The sequence below is a fragment of the Bifidobacterium sp. N5G01 genome, from assembly GCF_002742425.1.
GTDB lineage: Bacteria > Actinomycetota > Actinomycetes > Actinomycetales > Bifidobacteriaceae > Bifidobacterium > Bifidobacterium hominis.
On the sequence record NZ_NJNP01000002.1, the window covers coordinates 60,438 to 80,224 of the forward strand.

At 56.3% G+C, this 19,787-nt stretch carries 11 protein-coding genes; all 11 read right to left on the reverse strand.

The window, feature by feature from the left end:
- Positions 1 to 139: 139 nt before the first annotated feature.
- Entirely contained in the window at positions 140 to 865 is a 726-nt protein-coding gene (locus CE168_RS03950) for a potassium channel family protein (protein WP_033524046.1), read from the reverse strand.
- A gap of 55 nt (positions 866 to 920) precedes the next feature.
- A complete protein-coding gene (locus CE168_RS03955; protein WP_099571221.1) occupies positions 921 to 1,913 on the reverse strand; it encodes a D-2-hydroxyacid dehydrogenase in 993 nt (330 codons plus the stop codon).
- A gap of 53 nt (positions 1,914 to 1,966) precedes the next feature.
- Positions 1,967 to 2,446, reverse strand: a complete 480-nt coding sequence (dtd, locus tag CE168_RS03960) for a D-aminoacyl-tRNA deacylase (protein ID WP_099571222.1) — start codon at positions 2,444 to 2,446, stop codon at positions 1,967 to 1,969.
- 17 nt (positions 2,447 to 2,463) lie between these two features.
- Positions 2,464 to 3,123, reverse strand: coding sequence for a hypothetical protein (locus CE168_RS03965; protein ID WP_442861941.1), 660 nt, complete (start codon positions 3,121 to 3,123; stop codon positions 2,464 to 2,466).
- A 109-nt stretch (positions 3,124 to 3,232) separates the two neighbouring features.
- A complete protein-coding gene (locus CE168_RS09240; RefSeq protein WP_270542191.1) occupies positions 3,233 to 3,361 on the reverse strand; it encodes a hypothetical protein in 129 nt (42 codons plus the stop codon).
- A gap of 145 nt (positions 3,362 to 3,506) precedes the next feature.
- Positions 3,507 to 3,704, reverse strand: coding sequence for a hypothetical protein (locus CE168_RS09115; protein WP_236824309.1), 198 nt, complete (start codon positions 3,702 to 3,704; stop codon positions 3,507 to 3,509).
- A gap of 138 nt (positions 3,705 to 3,842) precedes the next feature.
- Positions 3,843 to 5,870, reverse strand: a complete 2,028-nt coding sequence (locus CE168_RS03970) for a GmrSD restriction endonuclease domain-containing protein (RefSeq protein WP_236824310.1) — start codon at positions 5,868 to 5,870, stop codon at positions 3,843 to 3,845.
- A gap of 15 nt (positions 5,871 to 5,885) precedes the next feature.
- Positions 5,886 to 8,387: a UvrD-helicase domain-containing protein gene (locus tag CE168_RS03975; RefSeq protein ID WP_099571224.1), complete on the reverse strand. Its 2,502-nt coding sequence runs from the start codon at positions 8,385 to 8,387 to the stop codon at positions 5,886 to 5,888.
- Positions 8,387 to 14,917 carry a DEAD/DEAH box helicase gene (locus tag CE168_RS03980; protein WP_180753695.1) on the reverse strand — a complete coding sequence of 2,177 codons (6,531 nt, stop codon included), beginning with the start codon at positions 14,915 to 14,917 and terminating at the stop codon, positions 8,387 to 8,389. Before CE168_RS03980 ends, CE168_RS03975 begins: the two co-directional genes overlap by 1 nt.
- Positions 14,914 to 18,528, reverse strand: a complete 3,615-nt coding sequence (locus CE168_RS03985; protein ID WP_143433387.1) for an Eco57I restriction-modification methylase domain-containing protein — start codon at positions 18,526 to 18,528, stop codon at positions 14,914 to 14,916. Before CE168_RS03985 ends, CE168_RS03980 begins: the two co-directional genes overlap by 4 nt.
- A gap of 46 nt (positions 18,529 to 18,574) precedes the next feature.
- The gene (locus CE168_RS03990; protein WP_099571227.1) at positions 18,575 to 19,777 is read right to left on the reverse strand and encodes a hypothetical protein; all 1,203 of its coding nucleotides are present in this window, start codon (positions 19,775 to 19,777) and stop codon (positions 18,575 to 18,577) included.
- Between the last annotated feature and the right edge of the window lie 10 nt (positions 19,778 to 19,787).

Here is a 19,787-nt window from a genome sequence, read left to right on the forward strand (position 1 = left end):
GCGCGAGGGTGGCGTCGTCACAATTCGATGATGTCCGTATTGTCCGGATTGCTGGCCGTGGGGTTGGTTGTCGGCTTATCGGTTGGATCCGCGTTGGCCGTGGAACCGACCGATAATACCGTTGCAGGCATGAGAACCGCTATAACCTGCGCAGCTGCGCAATATCATCGCGCAGCTGGTTGACGGTGTCCGTCAGTTCCCGCACATTGTGGCGCAACTGTTCCGTTTCCGATTCCGCCTCATCCGCGCGCTTGTCGGTCTCGTCACGAACACGGTCGACGATCCATGAAGCCAGCGTCGCGGTGACGATGCCAATCAGGGCAACGCCGGTTATCATCAGTCCGATGGCGATGCATCTTCCCTGCCATGTCACCGGGGACAAATCGCCATAGCCGACTGTGGTGACGGTCACGAACGACCACCATATCGCTTCACCGAAATCGGTGATGGAAGCGCCTGGAACCCCACGTTCCACATCCAATTCGGCAAGGGCGCCGATATACATCAGTAGTGTCACGCTGCAGCATGTGTACAGTGTGATGCGCCCACGCACCGCCATGCCACCGGTACGATTAAGCACGTTGAGCACTGCCACCAGACGCAGCAGTCTCAACGGCCTGAAGACGGGCAATGCGATGGACACCAGCATCAGCAGATTGTCTTTGAACCAAGTTTTCTTATCTTCTGCCAGCAGGATCGAAACGACGCAGTCGGCGATGAACACCATCCAGATGATGTTGATCACCATTTCACACAACAGGATATGCGTCCTCGCCAGAACTTCCCACGAATACGCGAACAGGAACACCAACGCCAATGCCGTCATAAACCATTCCGTCGCACGACGCCATTTATTCAATGTCATACCCTTTCCTTTCTTCCCGACTGCCATCATACGGGTCTCCCCGCACGCGCGACCGTCAGCTTTTGATGGGCATGCGATTGTCGAGCGACTGACCGTTGACGTAGCAGCGGACGTTGCCTAATGCAATGGAGATGATACTGCGTTCGGTGATCTCAAGATGGTTGCCTCCCGCCACATGTGGGGTGATGAGGCATTTCGGCTCGCACCACAGCGGTGAGTCGGCCGGCAGCGGCTCCGGTTCGGTCACATCGAGCGCGGCGCCATGGATTCGTCCTTCCGCGAGCGCGTCGGCAAGCGCCTGACTTTCAATGGCGTCGCCGCGGCCCGCGTTGATGATGATGGCGTCAGGTTTGAGAAATGCGATGCGTTCCGCATTGAGCAGGTGGTACGTTGTCGGAGTGGATGGTACGCACATGGCGATCACATCGGCGTATTGCAGCACGTCGTCGAGGGAATCGAAACCGACCATATAATCGACGCCCGGCGCTTCGACGGCGGGATTACGGCGAATGCCAATGGTTGTCATTCCGACGTTTTTGCAGAGTCGCGCGAAGTGTGATCCGATGTCGCCGGTTCCGATGATGAGCGCCGTTTTTCCGTTGGGGCTGATGGCGCGGCCCGCGTCCTGCCACATGGCGTTCGGGTTGCTTGCCGCGTAGATGTGCAGGTTCTTCATGATGGCCCACATCATGGCGAACATGTGTTCGGAGACGCTTTGCCCGTAGGCTCCGGTGGCATTGGTGAGCATGGATCCGGGCTGTAGGATGCCGGGTCGCTGGTATTTGTCGACGCCGGCGCTCCAAGTTTGAAGCCATTCGAGTTTGGGGCATTGCGCGCATTCCTCGGGCGCGATGTTGCCGATGACCGCGGTGGCTTTGGCTTTGAGTTCCTCCGGTACTGCGGCGGTCCAGCTCATGCTTCCCCGTTGGGTCGAATCGCCGACGAATTCCTGTGGTATGTCTTTCGCGGCACGTATGAATTGCGCACGTTCGGATTCGGTCAACGGCAGGCAGTTGACAATCAGTTTGCGGTCGTTCCATATTCCCATGCGTTTTACCCTATGGCAATCGTCGGATATAGGGTTTCACGTTGGGTTTTGGGTCAGACGCCGAGTTCGTCGGTGTCAAGGATGATGGTGACCGGACCGTCGTTGGCGAGCCGCACGCGCATGTGGGAGCCGAATCGTCCTTCTTTTACTTCGAGTCCTTGCGCGCGCAGGGCGTCGTTGAATCCGTGCCATGCTTGTTCGGCGTGCGCGGGCGCTCCGGCTTTCACGAAGCTTGGGCGGTTGCCTTTGCGCACGTCCGCGTATAGCGTGAATTGGGAGATGGACAGCACACTGCCGTTCACGTCGTGGATGGAACGGTTCATTTTGCCGTTCTCGTCTTCGAAGACGCGCAGGTTGGCGATTTTGCGGGCGAGCCGGTCGATTTGTTTCGCTCCGTCCGTGTCTTCCACTCCGACAAGCAGCACATAGCCGATGCCTATATGCTGTGGTTCGAATGTGGTGTCGACTTCTCCGCTTGTCTCGTCGACCACGTCGACGGATCCTTCGCTGACCTTCTGCAATACGATGCGCATATTCCGTCCCGTTCTTTTCAGCCGGCGTAGTCGACGATGGCCTGCGTGACCTGTTTCAGGTAGTCGAGTGACGTCTGCCAATCGTCCGGCACTTCGATGGAATGGTTGGCACCAGCGTACGTGCGCACATGGTCGGTGAGCAGATGCGCTTTGGCGTCATCGTAGTATGGGTCGGCGTCACCTGCGCAGATTAGCGGCATCGGGCTGCCGGCGGTTCCCGGCAGCGGCGCGGGAATGACCGACTTGTGCTTGTCGAATGGCGGCGGGTTGAGTACCGGGGTGAGCAGCACCACGCGCAATCCTAGTTTTGCGGAATGCGGATATGAGAGTGTGGAGAGCGATTTGGTGACGACCAGCAACTGCGGCTCCTCACCCGATTCGGCAGCATGTTCGAGCGCCGCCTTGTGCCATTCGTCGACCACGCGTTCCATGCAGGCGATCATTTCCGGAAACTCGACGCTTTCCGTCAGTTTCAGGTCGAGACGGTCCACGAACCATCCGTTGGCCGCAAGCGCCTGCGCTGCCCAGTATAGCAGCGGTCGGTCTACGGTGTATCCAATGCCCGGCATGATGAGCACGTGCTTGCCGGTTTCGGTGTTCTTCACACGGTTCTTACCCCATGGCGTGACCGCCGGTGTGACGTTTTTCGTTGTTGGTTGCGTGCCATTCTTGCCCATGCTGTGTTTGATTCGCCTTTTCGTGTGTTCCGTCCGTCTTGGCCGGTCGTTGTGGCCGGCGTCGTTTCCCATATTGCATGCTAGGCGGCGCCGGCTACAATCGTTTCCGTCAGTTCACCACGCATTGGTTGTTGTGGATTTTCGTGTCCATGTCGTTCGTTTCGGCGTCGTAGATGTTCCAGCTAGGTTTCCTCATCCCATATTTCATGACGGCCTCTTTTCGGATGACTACGTTCATTGTATGAAGCATTGAACACACAGCAGTCGAAACGGCCAAAACATCAGCCGAGCAGCTCATACACATTGCGCATGGCGAGCAGCCCGTCCGTCATCCACCGGTAGGCTTCCGTCATGTCACCGGAGAAATCCACATCACGACGCACTCAAAGATGCCAGTTTTTCTTGTCGGCTTCCGGCTCGTTCCACATCACCTCGCCCAGATTTGCCAGTATCCGTTCAACGGAATCCCTCATGGTGTAGAGCTTCGCGTACTGGAACGTGTCGGCGAAGTACAGGTCGACCGTAATATAGCCGCCACGGATATTCAGCGTCCCATCTGGGTGGCAGATTTCCGAACCCACGCCGAAACTTGTCCATGTGTCGCTGTTTGTCTTGCGGCCGGATGGATCGCCATACACGTCGATGAAGTCGGGCCGTGTTGCGGCATATTTGTACAACCCATTCCAGAAGCTGCGCCGCAGCGAGATATTACTGCCGACTTACCGCAATTCGTTCAAAGTTCTGCCGTCCGCGACTTTCCACACTGTCCACCCGTTGACCTGCTTATCCTCGCCGGTTTCGAGCATTCTGGCACGGCGAAACGCGCCGGATGGACTGTCGAATATCTCGCCGTTGGCCAAGCGGATGCGATGGTCTTCGGTTACGGTAGCCGTGGCGGTTACGCCAGCGTAACAGCTTTCCAGCACATCTCCGGCCGCGAGAACTCCGCGTTTGCACAAATCAGCGAAATCAACGGCATTCTGTTCACGTTCCCCCTGGTTCACGTCCCGATTGCGCAGAGTCTGCATAACCTCATTCCCCGCTGTGGGCCGTGCCCACACCTGCAATGCGAGATCGGCAAGTCGGGTGCCTCGCTGCGCGATCGCCTGTTCGTTCCATTGCGAAGCATCGTGCAGTTCCACGGAAATGGATAGGTATTCGCTATCGTATCCGCCGACCGCACGGTTCTTCTTCTGTTCGAACGTTCCGTCGGAAAGCTCCGAATTGTATGCGGTCAGTGTCAGATTACCCAGACTGTTCACCAATAGCGGGAATCGGTCGAGGTCTGCGAGCATATTGCACCATTCGGCGTGCGCCATGGCGTTCTGCGGCATGATGTGTTCGATGGTGTATTCGCTGAAGGACCGCGGATCCTTGGGGTGGTTATAGTTCTCCAAGCCGGCAAGCAAATACTTGCATCGCCAGGCCGGCCGGTACAGGTTCTCGCCGAGCAACGCCTGTCTGAATTCACTGTCAGTAGGCATGCGTGTAGCTTTGGCGGTCTCGGTGATGAGTAGTGCGGCGAAGGTTTCGGCCAAATCATCTTCAGCCGAATCAAGTCTGACGATCAGCGACGGAACGAGCTTGTTCAATCCGTTGCTGGATACCGAGCAGATCATTCTGCGGAACAGATACGATTCAAGATCCGCAAGCATGCGCAGCAGTCCATCACAACTTACGCGATCACGCTTCCATGCCGCGAACATGTACATAACCAACGGGTCCGTAACCGTGCTGACCAGTTTTTGAATTGATTCGAGACGGCGGTCCACGTTCATATCGCCGCTGCCAGCGGCGGCAACGCCTTTGATAGCGGCATAGTATTTGGCGTATTCCAGCATGTTCGCCAGAAGATTACGCGTGCGTTCCATGCGCAGCAAGGAACTGTCGGCCGCGAAACGTTTGAATTCCGCGTACATGACGCGGCCTTTGAGCACGGGCTTTTTCAATGTAACGACCATCCAGTCGTGCAGGAATGCATCGAATGAGAGGTTGCCGAGAACACGTTCCATGGGCAGCCAATAGTCTTCGTATAAGGTTTTCTGCTCGGCCATGGAGCACCCCATGAGCATGTAGTTGCGTACCAGGTCGGAAGTCTCCAGATCAAGCCCGGTGGAATTCATTGATTCGAATACCAGTTGCGGTTCGTCACGATCTTGGTCCAAGGTGACAGACACGACTTCGAGACGCTGCAGACCGTTCCACACCACGTTCGCATCATCGATTGCGGCGACCAGTGAACGGAACAGATCGAGGTTCGTTTCCAGCCGGGAACCCATATTGGCATGGTCCGGCCGATCTGGGGCGATCGCATGGTCGCACATGCTGTGCAGCACTTCCCTATCGTCGCCGGAAAGCGTCAGCTTGTAGCGGCCTTCGCCGGTTGCGTACTTGTCGACAATATAGCCACGGTCGATAAGCATGTCTGTGGAGAATCGCAGGTTCTCAGGGTGTTCGCGAGCATATTCGGCCAGTGCGATAAGCAGCAGAGTCACCGAGGTGAGGCGCTGCTGGCCGTCGATGAGCAGACACCGGCTGACACCATCCGGACCGATGCCGCCGTCCTGCATCCACACGATCGATCCGGTGAAATGCGTTCTCTCAGGATGCCTGCCAGCCGTTACGATGTCGGCCCACAATTGCCGGCACTGCGTCTCGCCCCATGAGTATCTGCGCTGATACACCGGAACCACGAACCGAAGCGAACCGGTCAATAAGTCCAGCAGGATTTTCTTTCCAGCGTCCATGGTGCTCCTCTTCCCTTACCTCACATGCGCCGAGACGCCAGTCAGCAGCACACCCTTTTTGGCACGTGTCATAGCCACATAAATGAGACTTCGTTCCTCCCTGTAGATGTCATTCAACGCAGCCGGATCGGCACCGGCAGATTGCAACGCGGGCTTCGGCGGGCATACACCATCGTTCACATCGACTACCACCACATAGTCGAATTCCAGACCTTTGACTCGATGCATGGTGGCGATGCGAATTCCTTGCCTTTGCCTGTTTTCTGCATCCCTATCAAGCCGGTACACGCCATACGGCAAGCCGTCATCAAGCGTCTTATACCACTGGTCGATGCAGTAGCGACTTCTTGCCACCACACACACATTACGCGGATCCACACGCCCGCCGTCGGACTCATCGCTGGCCGCGTCTTCCGCCGTGCCGCACAATCCATAAATCCATTCCCTAACGGCATCCATCTCATCTGACTGGGATGCAAACCGCAGCGCTTCGGGAACGGGACCGCTCATCAGCGACCGGCTGTCGCCGGTCGGGCTCTCCCCTCCGTCCAGGTCATCGAACGTTGTGGCCGGCGAAGCATCTCCGATGCCGCGAACAGCCGCAAACACCGAATCCGCGACATCGGCGCCGGAACTACGGAAAATGGAGTCGGCGGCGCTACGAATCTGTTCGGTGGTGCGATAATTGATCCGCAGTTTGCGGGCACGTCCCTGGATACGGATGCCGCATTTCGACAGCACCGCAGTATGACCGTAGATGCGCTGCTGTGCGTCGCCGACGATAAAGATATCGTTGTCTCCCTCATCCACCAGAGCACGAATCACACGGTATGCCGGCACAGAGAAATCCTGCCCTTCATCGACCACCACATGCGCATATTTCCTCGGCGCATCACCCTGCGTAAGCAACGACACGACGTTCTGCATGGCTGTGTCCACATCATATGCGTCGTTCGCCTGCATGATGCGCCGATACGTTTCCACAACTTTCCATACGACAAGCTTCTGGGCTCGGTTCAGTCTCGTGCCACGCCCCTTGCGTAGCACGCGCATGTAATCGGCAGCATTCCGTACCTGCTGCGGCACAATCACTTGGCTGAGCTCACTTTTGAAGAAAGAAACCGTGAGTTTCGGATCGTTCACGCCGATGGACGCGATAGCCTTACGCCACGCGGTGTCAAGATCGTTGCCATAGTCGGAGATACCGTCATACCAAATCTCACCGGAATAGCCATGCCCCGTCAGCAGATCTTTTACGAGCTTGTCGAGATTGACCACGTCGATGGTATTGAATTCGTCTGGCGTGCAGATGAGTTTCAGGTTCGATGCAATATCGGTGGCAAGATTACGCGAGTATGTGGTGAACAGCACTTTCTGACGGCTACCGCTTCTCAGCAGTCTTGCAGCGAGACGTTTCGCGCGATGCATGGCCACCACGGTCTTTCCCGTACCGGCACCGCCGAGCAGGCGGAACGGACCATGGTAATCATGTTCCACATAAAGACGCTGCGATGGATGCAGGAACACACGCCACTGTTCCAGCGGCGCATCCAGAATACGTTTGAGATCCGCTTCTCCCTGCACGACCACGAAAGACTGCTGCGATGCATAGCTTGACAGGGCGGCACGGAAGTCCTCCGGATCGGCCTCTTCACCAGATTCGATGGACGAGGCAGACATCTGCTGCTCCAGCCCCAGCCTGTCGCTGGTCTTGCCTTCGGTTTCATCGAGCAGTCCGAAGACCTCGGACTTGGGAAGTCCTTCAGCAACGAAGGTAAGGTACATGAAAGCATCCTTTGGGAGCCTGGCCCCCCACCGTTCAAACGCTTCCCACGTCTTTCTCGTGCACATGACTGGCACATACATGTCAGGTACGCCGAACCGGCGCATGTCATTATCTGTCAATGCCCGATAAGTGTCTGGAAGCGGACCGGTATGAGGTTCGGGAGCTTGCTGTGGCATCTGCGGCGTCTTGTCCGTCACAGCTGAAGTTGCAATAGCTGAAGCTATTCCGTGATTCGTGCCGGCATGGTCTTCCGTGGGCTGGGGAACAGATTCCGACGCAGCGGAATCTGATTGGGGCGCGTTTGCGGCAACGCTCCCCCATCCAACTTTGTTTTGGGAATCCTCATGCATCGCTGCGTCGATTTCCTCTTGAGGAGCCATATCGTACAGCTGGATGGCCCTCGTATTCGGGTTGACGCTGATTCGCTTTGTTTCCGCCCATTTGTAAGCGTCATCGTGGTCTCCAACGTACAGCAAAACGTACACGTTGCTGCTTTTCTGGAAAGCGATGATGGCGCGATATCGCTGGTCGATGCGCGCGGAATACAGTTTTTCGTCCGCCGCATTGGCGATTCGTTCCAGATTGATTCCGGATGATCGAGGATTCGCCTGGAATTTTGTCAGAAACGTCGTGGCATGTTTCTGCGCTTTCTTAGGCAGCTCGAGCAGGCTGCGCATGAGATCGCTGCCGAGTGCGACCACGGGTTTGTTCATCGTACGTATATCTGCCATCAGCGTTCCATGCCTTCCGTCAATGAAGCGAACACCTTGTCAAGGTCATCGTTATTTTCCGTAATGATAGTCCAGCCGCGCTTGACGAATTCGTCGGCGTTCTCTCGGTCGGATTGCAAGTCGTAGGACGGGAAAAACACGATCTTCCCATCCTCCCATGCGAGCTCTGACTGCGCAATGATTTCCTCGTTCTCGTCCAGCAGCTCATATCCGAGTGCATCCGGTGCCGGTATGTCAGACTCAATAAACCGTTTGACGACCTCCTTGGTTTCATCCGCGCAATACACGTAGGTCGGATCCGCCAGAATATCGTTCCATTCGGAATCATTGTCTTTCTGCAGATCAGGAGCGTTCCGCAGGCCGTTGCGAAGCGGCTCGTACATGGATTCGTCACGTAGCGCAGCATCACCGATAGCATGGAAGTATTCCGAGAATTGCATCACGTTCGCAAAATGCCAGAAGGCTGCCCACTGCGTTTTGAACGCCTCTGCCTCGTTCTCGTCCAAAGCATCCAACGGATTATAATCATCGTTCTTTGCTTTCGCGGCATCACGCTGAATGTCCGAGAACACCATGCCGACGTGGGGTTCGGTGGTCCGCATATCCTCTCCAATGCACAAACCGGATTGGAATTTCAGTCTCGTGCAGTTCGAAGGATTCCAGGACGAGCAAATCATGAATGTCGATTCGTTCTCGCCGTGCAACGCTTCATTCCGATGCAGCATATCCACGGCCTGAGGTTCAACGTTCTTGTTTCGCGGATTCAGAGCATAGCTCATTGCCAGCGCTTGGATGGCGAATATCCGTTCGGCATCCGGTTCCGCGAGATAATATTCCAGCATGGCCATTGCCGAAACTTCGCTGGGGTTGAATTCGTCAGTCCTCTTGCCAATCGTGCTCTTGTAAGCCACCGGAGACGGCATGGACTTGGGTGCCAGCATCGGATCGGCGAGCTGCGCCACATCCTTGCCCTGCACATATCCGATCACATCGTCATAATCCAAGGACCATATGCGATAGCCTGCCTGACGAAGCGCTTCCCTCTTCAGGGAATCCTGGGCGACGATGCCTGCATGGTATTGCAGGCCATCGGTGAAGATGGCAACCGGCTTCCTTCCGTCATGCTCAACCACGTCACCAGATTCATCGATATTGCTGACCGTCAGCACGAAATCAGGCTTGCAGGGAATCGCGACCCCATCGGCCGGCCCCAACGCGACTTGTGGCTCGACGCTCCACACGCTTCCGTTCACGGTGATGGAATATCCAGGTTTGCTATTGATGAATTCGTCCTTGACGATGGCACGACGTCCCTTGGCATCGTCGGATTCCGCGAAGGGATGGGCATGCATGCACCGGAGAGCTTCGATGAACTGCTGTTCGAGTCCACTGTCGAACAGTTTGTTCGTGTTGATCTTCGAAACGGTCTTCACACGACTGCGTTTGTTGGACGGGTCGAGGATGCCCGTGAGCATCGCCAGCGCGGTCTTACGGGAAATAAGTTTCAGGTCCTGGCTTTGTCTGTATGCATACAGGCATCTGTAGCACCCGTCGCCGCCGTTCTTTGCACATTCGCAATGCTTCATGACTTCCTTTGACCTGGAAAACACCTCGAACATCGTATCCGGATCGGACAGCTGCTTAAGATAGCCAGTTCCTCCGGGCACTGTGTCGTATAGTGCAAGATAGGTTTTGCGAAGTCCGGAGTTATCCGGCAACGGCTCGTTCATGAGTGTCGCCTGTAGATGTTCCACATTGCCGAAGCGTTCACGCAGCCCAAGCATCACTGCGGCGGTCAACGACTCCGCAGCACCATCCGCACCTTGGGCATCGGCAAGCCCTGGCACGAGCATACGCAGCGCTTCCGATTTGACCTCACGGTATAGGAACAGGCACGTACCGTTCCACTCCGATTGCTCCAACTGCTGTTCCTGCGCCTTCTTGCGTTCCGGACAGAAGTAGGCGTGCCGTGATTCGCGCTCGCCGAGCAACGCGCCGCATTTCAGGCACACGTTGAAACCGTTACGTATCTCCTTGCTACCGGCGATTTCCACCGAGGCTCCCCTATCAGAAACCTGTCCGAAGTTGATTTCACGGACTGTGCCCTGCGGCGTGTAGTCGAATCCGAAGTTCGTGATTCCCTTGAACTGCCATCCCGATTGGATGTCTGCCGGATCAATGTCCACCATCGTATTCTTCAGGAACTGGGTCTTGGGTCTGCTGTCGGAGGTGTCCTCAATCAGGCTTTCGCTGTAGGTCTCATCGGATATGACGGTGTCGATGCGCAGCATCGGCCTTTTCTGGCCGTTATCGGCCCACTGCATTGACCCACAGGAGGGACAGCTGGCGAGGTTCTCGGTGCTGGAGGCGGGTTCCGCGTGCGAGCAGTTCGGGCATAGGCGCCACATTGCCAGTTCGTCGTCGGCACCGCCTTTCGAACATAGCACACGGCTGATTTTGTATTTGCGTCCGCCCGCGAAGAACGTGTTTCCCGGCGCCAGTTCCGTGATGGCCGTGGCCGCCGGGCGCACGAAATCACGCGTGGCCTTCCCCCTGCGTTTCGTCTTGTCCTGCGCGGCAGGCTCGATTCCGTGTGCCGCATCGGACGGTTCCTTGTCCTCTTTGAGGATGGTGTGGAGGGTCACACCGGTTTCCGGGAACGCATAATTGGGCAGGATACCTTCGTCGGAAAGGTAGTTGAACGTGTTGGTGTTGAGAATGCTTGTGACGATGCGGCCAAGATTGTGAATCTCATCTTCGCATTCGCGCTGCTGCTCTTCGAACGATGAGTCGGAGGGCTTCTTCTTGAGCTCGTCGAGCAGCTGCCTCGCAGCGCTCTTCTGCGATTCCAGCGTTCTGACGGTATCGTTGGTTTTTTGGAACACATCGTAGACGCGTCTGGCCATGGTGCTGCCATCTTCCGTACCGCGTACGAATCCGTCGAGCTGCGTTCGGAGTTCCTCGGAGAATGAGAACATTCTTCCGAATCCGTCGAGCAGTTCGCCGGAATGTTGGCCTGTCCAGTTCAGGAAATTCACCGGGAACCCGCTGGAGCCGCTGCCGTTGACATTATCCAAACAGTTTTTCAATTTGTCGGGTACCACATCGGCCGGTTCGCTGCCGGCATCCAGCATGGCATGCACCCAACGATCCAATGCGTAGGCGGTGAGCTGACGCTCCAACACTGCGGTCGCGTCGAGGAAGATGTGCGGCGGGTTCACCGCGCCTCCAAGCATATCTTTCGGACGCTGGTAGAAGTACGTGTCGTGTTCCTTGGTATTGGCCACCGCCAGCACCAAGGAGTTGCCGTCACGTCGCCCTGCACGACCGGCACGTTGGATGTACTGGGCTTGGGTAGGCGGAATTGACGAGAGAATCACTGTGGAGAGGTCTCCGATATCGATGCCCATCTCCAGGGTCGGCGTACAGGCGAGCACGTTCACGTCGCCGGGCTTGCGATTCTTGCGCTTGAATTCCTCTTCGACCTTGGCACGGTCGTCGCCGTTGAGCAGTCCCGTGTGTTCGGCAGCGTGGATGCGATCGGCTGGCTCCCCGCAGTACAGTTTGCCATAGTAGCGCAATTCCAAGGCTTCGGCTTCGGGAGTGCCGGATACCAGTCTGCCCGGGCATTTGTGGATACGGCAACGTGCTCCGTTCCATGCGTCAAGGTTCTGTGTGGCGCACGAATAGCTCCGTCCACACGTGTCGCAGATCAGCTGCGTGACCTTGCCGCTGACCGTGCAGCCGGACTCGTTGAGCCCGTACACGGTGCGTTCCATTTTCATGCTTGGATAACGTTGCTGCGTGATGAATTCTGCTGCTATGCACTCTTCGAGCACGATTCTCAACAGCTCGTGGTGGATGTCGCCTTCAAGGGCGCCGTCGGTGAGGTACCGGTCGACGATCTGACGGTATGCCGGCGAATTCAGGGTATTGAAAACGCCTTTGCGCACTGGTTCCTTGTCCGACAGGAAATAGGGCATACCATCCGCGTACATGCCGGGCATCCATTTGATGTTCGTGTTGGAAAGCAGGAACTTGTTGCCGTCGTTTTGCAGGAACTGGTCATAGGTCACGTCGAAGAACGCGCCTTTCGTGCGCAGCTGGTCGAGGAACGCCACGATCAGCCGGAGCCAGTCGGTCTCCATGATGGAATTCTCGTGCAATCCGATCTCGTTATGGCAACGTTCCGCAACGGCCTGTGCCACACGTTTCAGGAGAATCTGGTCGAATGCTATTGCGGCGCAACCGGATTTCTCCAATGTGCGTCCGGTACGGGAGCGCATGCCGAATTCCAGCAGCGATTCCAGTCGGAGTCTGCGCTCGATCCAATCGAGCAGCTGACGCCGGCCGGGCCCTGCGGGATTGCCTTGCAATACGGCTTCGTATTCGCGCATCCATGTCATGTTCGGCGCGATGAATCGCACGATGTATTCGTTTTCGTCCGGATAGCGGCGATGGTAGTAGCTGTTCTGCTTGTTGAGATATTCGGCGAAGGAGACGCCTTCCTTGCACTCCTCGCGCATGTAGTCCATGGCGGAGTTGCGCAGGGCGAATCGCCAGGTGCGGGAGTTAAACACGCTGGCTCGGTAGGAGGCGTCCTGCACGCTGTCGGAGAACACGATGGCCTTGCTGTCGTCGTTGAAGGAGTCTCCGGAAAGTTGGGTGAGCATCACGCTGACCTGCGTGGTGGTTCTCACGCCGACCATGGCGATGTCCTGTTCGCTGCCGCAGAACGGACACTGATAGTGTTTGCGGTTGCCGGATACAAGCTCCATGCCCCTGGCGACCATGGGTATGCGTTGCTCTCCACATGCTGGGCATTCACGTTCCGTGGATTCGAAACGTCCTACGGCCTGTTCCTTCATGCATGCATTGCAGAACCAGACCATGGCTCCGTTGTCGGCATGACCGTCAAGAACATAATCCATGGTGCAGGGCTGCAGGGTCACCAACGCATTATCGGCATGGTAGGCGAAATACTCGTTGTAGAACGTTCGGGGGTCGCCCATGCTGATACCGCCGTCTTTGCCGGCGAGTCCGATCCATGCGGTTCCTCCGCAATCACGGCAGTTGATCACCGGCATGCGGGTCTTGAGGTCGTCTTTGGACAGTTCGACGACCGGACGGTAGTCGATGTTCCCTTCCTGCGAGGTGATGTTGGCGACCACGCGGCCGAGTTCCTTGACCCATAGTTGTACCTGTACGTTCAGGAATGGACGTGTGTGGCCTTCCGAACCGGTGCGCGCGTGGGAGACGAGTGCTATCAGCGCGTCCACGCAGGCCTTCTGTTGGCGTGGATGCAAGGCGTTGAACCTTGCATCCATGATGGCGAGTCTGTCCAGCAGTTTGCGATCGATTTGCTGGGGTTCGTCGCAGATGAACGAGGACAGGCTGGCCAGGAACCTTGAATGGCGGAGGGATTCGGCGAGCCGGATGCGTGCCTTATCTGTGGCGCTTGGCTCTGTGGGAGCTTCGTCAAGCCATGCTTGAGCCGCAAGGGCAAGATATTCGCTGGGGTCAACATCCTCTTCGAGTTCGATGAGCCGGTCAGCTTGCGCGGCAGTGGGCATGGTGTCGTCGTAGTCGCTGGTGACGAAGAATTCATCGACGCGAAGACGATTCTCGGTCACCACGGATTCCGGTGTGAACGTGGTGTTGAAGATTTGGCTGGCGTACGCGCAGATGTCGCGTACTGTCTCTTCGGTGCCCATGGTGGCCGACGTGCCGACGAAGCACATGTTGTCGCTGGTGGTGTTCAGCCTGTCGGTGAGCCTGCGCAGCAGGCAGGCTAGGTCGGTGCCCTGTGCGCCGTCGAAGGTGTGCAATTCGTCCACGACGAAGTATTTGAGCGTGTCCGGATCATTGCTGTCCCAGATCCGGGAGTCTTTGGGGCGTACCAGCAGGTAGTCGAGCATCTTGTAGTTGGTGAGCAGGATGTCCGGCGGGTTCTTGAGCAGTTCCTCATGACTGGTCACGATGTTGGTGGCGGTCATGGCATGATTGTCCTTGTCGCTGCCGCCTTGGCTCATCTGGCCCACATACATGCCCGCGGTCACGTTGTTGCGTAGTTCCGGACTGTCGTGGATGAGTTCGGCCAATCGTTTCGCCTGGTCGGTGGCGAGGGCGTTCATCGGGTAGACGAGGATGGCCTTGATGCCCTTGCGTCCAAGTCTACGCTGCCGGTAGCAGTAGTCGAGGATCGGGTACAGGAAACATTCGGTCTTGCCTGAGCCGGTGCCGGTGGCCACCAGTGTGGATTCGCCGGCGGCGATGCGTTTGAATGCGCGCATCTGGTGCGCGTATGGCCGGTACGAGGGGTGCAGGCATGGGAACGGGAATTCCGCGTGTTTGCCGACCACTCGGAACGGCAGTTTGACTGATACGAACGGCTCCTGGGAAAGCATGCCTTCCTGATGTGCGAGCCTGCGGATGGAGCCACGGAACGGCTTGTTGGTCATGGGGAACGTGGTCTCCACGTAATCGGCGAGTCCGGACTGGATGTGCCGTGCAAGCACCATGGGAATCATTTGGCATCTCCGTACTTCTGCGTGAAGAACTTCCACGCGGTTTTGTAATCCTCTACGCGATTGCATTTGTCGAACGGCGCCACATATTCGATGGTCCGCTCACGTGGACCACCCGGCTGGGTGTCGTCTGTGATGGTGCGAGTGAATACTTTGCCTGCAGGCGCGTTCTTGATTCTTTCGAAATCGGGACGGTCGAAGGTCAGCTTCCCGTACCCTTTTTTGGATGAGAAAGCCACGCGCCCGTTGGCGTCATACCATGTATCCGCTTCATACTGGTTAAGAACCATGAAGGTCAATCCGTAGATGTCAATGAGCTCGTCCAAGGTGATGCCGAGCGCCATGGATGCCAGTACGTCCAGCTCCACCAATGCCTGCCGGCGTTCGTAGTCCGTACGCAATGGCGTATGCCAGTCCCACTCGTCCGTCAATGAGGTGAACGTATCGGCGGTAAGTCGAGGATCATCCTTCGCCCAGCTCATGGACGTGTACGTCTCGTCCCAACAGGATTGCCACAAATTCGCATACGGCTTGGTCAGGCAATTGAGCAGCAGACCACGGAGACGGATCTCAGGATTGAGGACACTTGCCGGAACTGGTAAAGATTCCAGCACGGATCTGTTAATGTGTGGCTTTCCAGCGGAGCGTACGAAGAAATCGTAAGGCAAGGCGGCCTCCAGGCCGCTCATGAGCGCGAGCAACGCGTAGCGCTCTGGGTGCACACCATAGCCTGCTATGGTGTGCACCCAGGCTACGCCTGGGTGAACACAGGACGCCTGCAGTGTCCTTTCGCTGCTAAGCCCGACGTATTCGCGATTACAAAGCCTATAAACGGCATCAAATCGGCCAGCAGCACCGTCTTCTTGATTCGGATCGGCCATTTTTTGCACACGCGCCTCATATTCCGCATCCGTGCATGCCTGCGAGTATTTCACGCGAGGCATATAGTCTGCTGGAATGTCGGTCAGGTCAATCGGATCGTAATCTCGATTAGTTTGACATTTTTGGCGCGCCACTTGTAAAAGTGGATTCGTGACACCTATAAATGGGCTGGAGTAGATTAGCGCTTTCGTTGAGGTTGGGAAATGAATGTCATCCTTGATGGTGCCATCCTTACGGGAATTGGTCTCATCCCACATTGGAGAGTACGTGATTCCCTCGGAATGGTTACGCAATTTCTCCGGAGAAGAAGCCATTCTTTCCAATGCAGAAAGCAGCTCAATGGCATGAATTCCAACCATCGGAGTCTGCTTCCACCCATTCTCCTGTCCATTACCCACAAGCTTGGAGAACATGGACAGTTCATCCTTGGAGATAGAAACAACACGGCTCTTGTGCCCTCGCGTATTCCATTCGCCTAGTTCGTTTTTGACTCCGGGAACGGCTCCCGAGCCATCGGACGCATAGCATTCGTCGATGGTCTTGGGATCGTAGAGGTTCCAGATGGAATCAAAACGGGGAAGATTGTAATCCGTATTCGGATTCCGATACACGTTCAGACTGAATATAGTTTCGTTATGGACACCGGCGAAAAGTTTCCTTTCATTGATGAATTGGAAATGGTACCGAAGCCTGCGATACATCTGCTCGCGTAGTATGCCCGCTCTCGTGTCACCATACAGTTCGTCTGGATGCACAAACGCACTCACCCCGTCATGCTTGCGCGTGTAATCCCAAGCGTTCGGCAGGAAACAACGGAACAGGTTCGTCTGTTGGCCTTGCAGCAGCGGATAATTGCCGATGGCGTTGTAGAACGACATCTGACCGGCCGTTGAAACATATTCGCTGATGAATGCGTCATGCGTGCGCTGGTTCTTCAGCAATTCGGGTAGTTTCTTGTTCAAATCGGATGCGCTGATCGATTGGACCGCATACTTCGGATTCACGTCGGAAATGGCATTGGCCGCCTCCCACTGAAGCTTCACCCACGGCGGGTTGCCGACCATGAAGTCGAAGCCGCCGTCTTTGAACACGTCGGCAAATTCGAGCTCCCAATGGAAGAAACGCTGCTTCTTGGCAATTTTCTTCACCAAGCGAAGCCTTTGTGCGGGTTCCCCGTCGCCTTTGCATAGCTCGTTCAAATCCACGGCATGGTCATACATGTAATCGCGCTCGTGGCTGTCGTCCATGGCATCATCGAACGTAGGCTGACCGTTGTCCATCGATGTCAGCGTGAATCCTTCTTCCTGCGGGATCTCGCCGGTAAGGATCAGCGACATTTCCGTGAGGTACTGCGATCTTGTGGGGAGCAGGTTCGCTTGGTCGATGGGCCAGAACCACAGCGAGCACCAGTAGTCCATGGCAAGTTTCAAACGAGCGTATTCGCTGGCGTTCTCGGCCTTTTCCGAATGGTAGGCAATGCGAAGCATCTCATCTTTCTCGCGAATGGTGAGGTTGTTGCCACGGAAGTATTCATTTTCGATGCCGAGCGAGCCCTGCCCATGCTTCTGCTGGTTTTCCAAAGCCTTCGCGGTCTTTTTGGAGGCGTTCGCGTCAAACCCGTAGATAATCAGATCGTCTTGAGTCGCCTTTTCCAATTGCTGGCGCGCTTTGATCTGGCCGCGCCATAGTTCGTCGATGGTCTTTGACAACGACCTCATCAGGCCAATCTCCGTCTGGGAATAAGGCTTCTTGGCAAAATTCTTCTTCCAAGCCTTGATGGTTTCCAGATGTTCGGATTCGATGCTTTTGACGATTTTGTCGTCGTACTTGCACATGTCTGGGTCCCCGGTCAGGAACTGGTAGACGCGCTTGACGGACGACGAGCTCTGGTTGAACCCGATATGCTTGGGCTCGACCTCATACCAGTGACGGTTTTTGGTCGTGCTGGCCAGATCCGACTCAAGGTATCCGACGCGGCGGCCACCGATCAGTGAATTGCCGCATTGCAGCTGGGTGCCGAACCATGGCACGAAGGATCCTTCACAGATGGTGTTAAGCCATAGGGACACCTCTCCAAGTTCCACAGCCACGGGGTTCAGGTCGATGCCGTAGATGTTGTGGTCGGCGATGTACATCTTGACCTTCTGCAGTTCGGCCTGCCGGCGTTCCGCGGGAATCGCCGCCCGTTGGCCTTCCTCAGCGACCCGTTCCTTCTCCCTGCGGTTCAGGTACATGGTGGCCAGCTGGTTGATGGTCTCGTTCAGGAAGGTCGCGGAACCCATGGCCGGCTCGCAGATCTTCAGATCCAGAATGTCGGTAGCCTGGTGGATACGTGGCTCAATCTCCTTGAGCGCGTACTTCACCAGGCATTGCGCAAGACTGTCCGGCGTATAGAAGGAGGCCGACGTTTCACGCTCCCGGCCTGCAAGCCGGTAAATGAACGTGCCCGGCTCGTAGGTGCGCAATTCGCCGGCATGCGGGCTTTTGTCCGGGTAGCGAACGCGTTCGTCCTCCGAATAGTTGTCAAGTTCGCGTTCCGGCACGAAGTAGCCGACTTTCAAAGGGTCGTAGGAATCCTTGGCACGTTTGACCTCGTAGAGCTTCTCCTTGGCGATAAAACCACGGTATGACAGCAATGCCTCATACACGGCACCCATCTGGCTGATGCCAAGGGCCGCGTAAGAGATACGCTGCCTGCGCTTGACCCCCTTACCCGTCTTGGTGACGCTCATCAGGTCTATGATGCGCAGCATCACGCTGTCGCGGAGTGCGGCATGTTCAAATCAGCGCGGTCCGCTCCGGATCGAAAATGTGCGCTTTGAGCGGTGGCACCATGAACACCGCATTGATGGCTTCCTCGCCAGCCAGCCCCTTGAAATCCTCATCCGTCTTCGGGTAACCGTTGAACACCAGATCGTCGAGTCGGCGCAATGTGTCCGCTAGATAGGTGGAATCGCCAGCCTCATCCATGCGGCCACGCATCTGTTCCGCAATATCTCGCAAGCTGTCCAGCGAATAGCCGGTGCGGTAGATGTCGGATTTCATCGGCGCGTAGCCGAGCGACGGCTTCGCTTCGATGAACAGGAGGAACAGCAGACGGTACATGTATCGCAACGCCTGCACAGTCAGGTCGCCCGCGTCGATTTCGTCGATGCTCCGCCCCTTATTACAAGTCCAGTCGTGGATGACCTCATTACCAAGAATCTCCACACATTCACGTAACGCGGAACGCAGATTATCAGACACCTCAACCGCGTTCTTCGCAGACGTGTCATCAAACGTGTCAAGCAGACTGTCACCTTTGTTCGGGCAGAGACTATCACGACGCAACAGCACAGCCATCGCCGCATACACATGATCCTGATGGCGGCTGAAGATCTCGTCTAGGTCAAACAGCATGCATTTCTTGTCATTCCATTTACGGCGGTCGATCAACGCTATCTGATGCAACCCCATAAGAAGAATCCACCGTGCCGGCTCGTCGAAATCGGCAAGCAGCATACGTGCATATTCCTCACAGGAGGTGCCGTCCTTGCCAGAGCCGTCTTCGATGGGACTTTCCAGAACGCCTGCCTCCGCACTATCGGACAGGCTCACCAAAACTTGCAAGCGCGGAGCTCCATCGGAATCATTGACCTGATAGTAGACAGGAACAGACTTCCCTGAAATCCGGTCGGGCAATCCCTCGTCTTTGGCTTGATTCCCCTCCTGCGTATAGCCGAGTGCGGCGAGCATGCCGTCGATGAAATTCCGTACCCGTTCAGCTGGAAACAGATCGTTCTCGTTGTTGTTGATGACTTCGATGAACGACTGGCGCATGTCCTTCAGCAGTCGCGCTGGGCGTTTCTCAGGAGGAAGCTGTTTCCAAGGTGCGGAGGCATTCTTCACTTCATCCGGAAAATATTCCTTCATGTAGTACGGCGTGTAGAAGTCGTTGACCGCCTCGATGCCTGGGAATGTCTCGTTCAGTTCCTTCGCCATGGTCTCCCCC

What these genes read in the sequence shown, in the direction of transcription:
- CE168_RS03950 (WP_033524046.1), bottom strand. Translation starts at nt 865, where the DNA reads ATGACATTGAATAAATGGCGTCGTGCGACGGAATGGTTTATGACGGCA.
- CE168_RS03955 (WP_099571221.1), bottom strand. Translation starts at nt 1,913, where the DNA reads ATGGGAATATGGAACGACCGCAAACTGATTGTCAACTGCCTGCCGTTG.
- dtd (WP_099571222.1), bottom strand. Translation starts at nt 2,446, where the DNA reads ATGCGCATCGTATTGCAGAAGGTCAGCGAAGGATCCGTCGACGTGGTC.
- CE168_RS03965 (WP_442861941.1), bottom strand. Translation starts at nt 3,123, where the DNA reads ATGGGCAAGAATGGCACGCAACCAACAACGAAAAACGTCACACCGGCG.
- CE168_RS09240 (WP_270542191.1), bottom strand. Translation starts at nt 3,361, where the DNA reads ATGAACGTAGTCATCCGAAAAGAGGCCGTCATGAAATATGGGATGAGG.
- CE168_RS03970 (WP_236824310.1), bottom strand. Translation starts at nt 5,870, where the DNA reads ATGGACGCTGGAAAGAAAATCCTGCTGGACTTATTGACCGGTTCGCTT.
- CE168_RS03975 (WP_099571224.1), bottom strand. Translation starts at nt 8,387, where the DNA reads ATGGCAGATATACGTACGATGAACAAACCCGTGGTCGCACTCGGCAGC.
- CE168_RS03980 (WP_180753695.1), bottom strand. Translation starts at nt 14,917, where the DNA reads ATGATTCCCATGGTGCTTGCACGGCACATCCAGTCCGGACTCGCCGAT.
- CE168_RS03985 (WP_143433387.1), bottom strand. Translation starts at nt 18,528, where the DNA reads ATGAGCGTCACCAAGACGGGTAAGGGGGTCAAGCGCAGGCAGCGTATC.
- CE168_RS03990 (WP_099571227.1), bottom strand. Translation starts at nt 19,777, where the DNA reads ATGGCGAAGGAACTGAACGAGACATTCCCAGGCATCGAGGCGGTCAAC.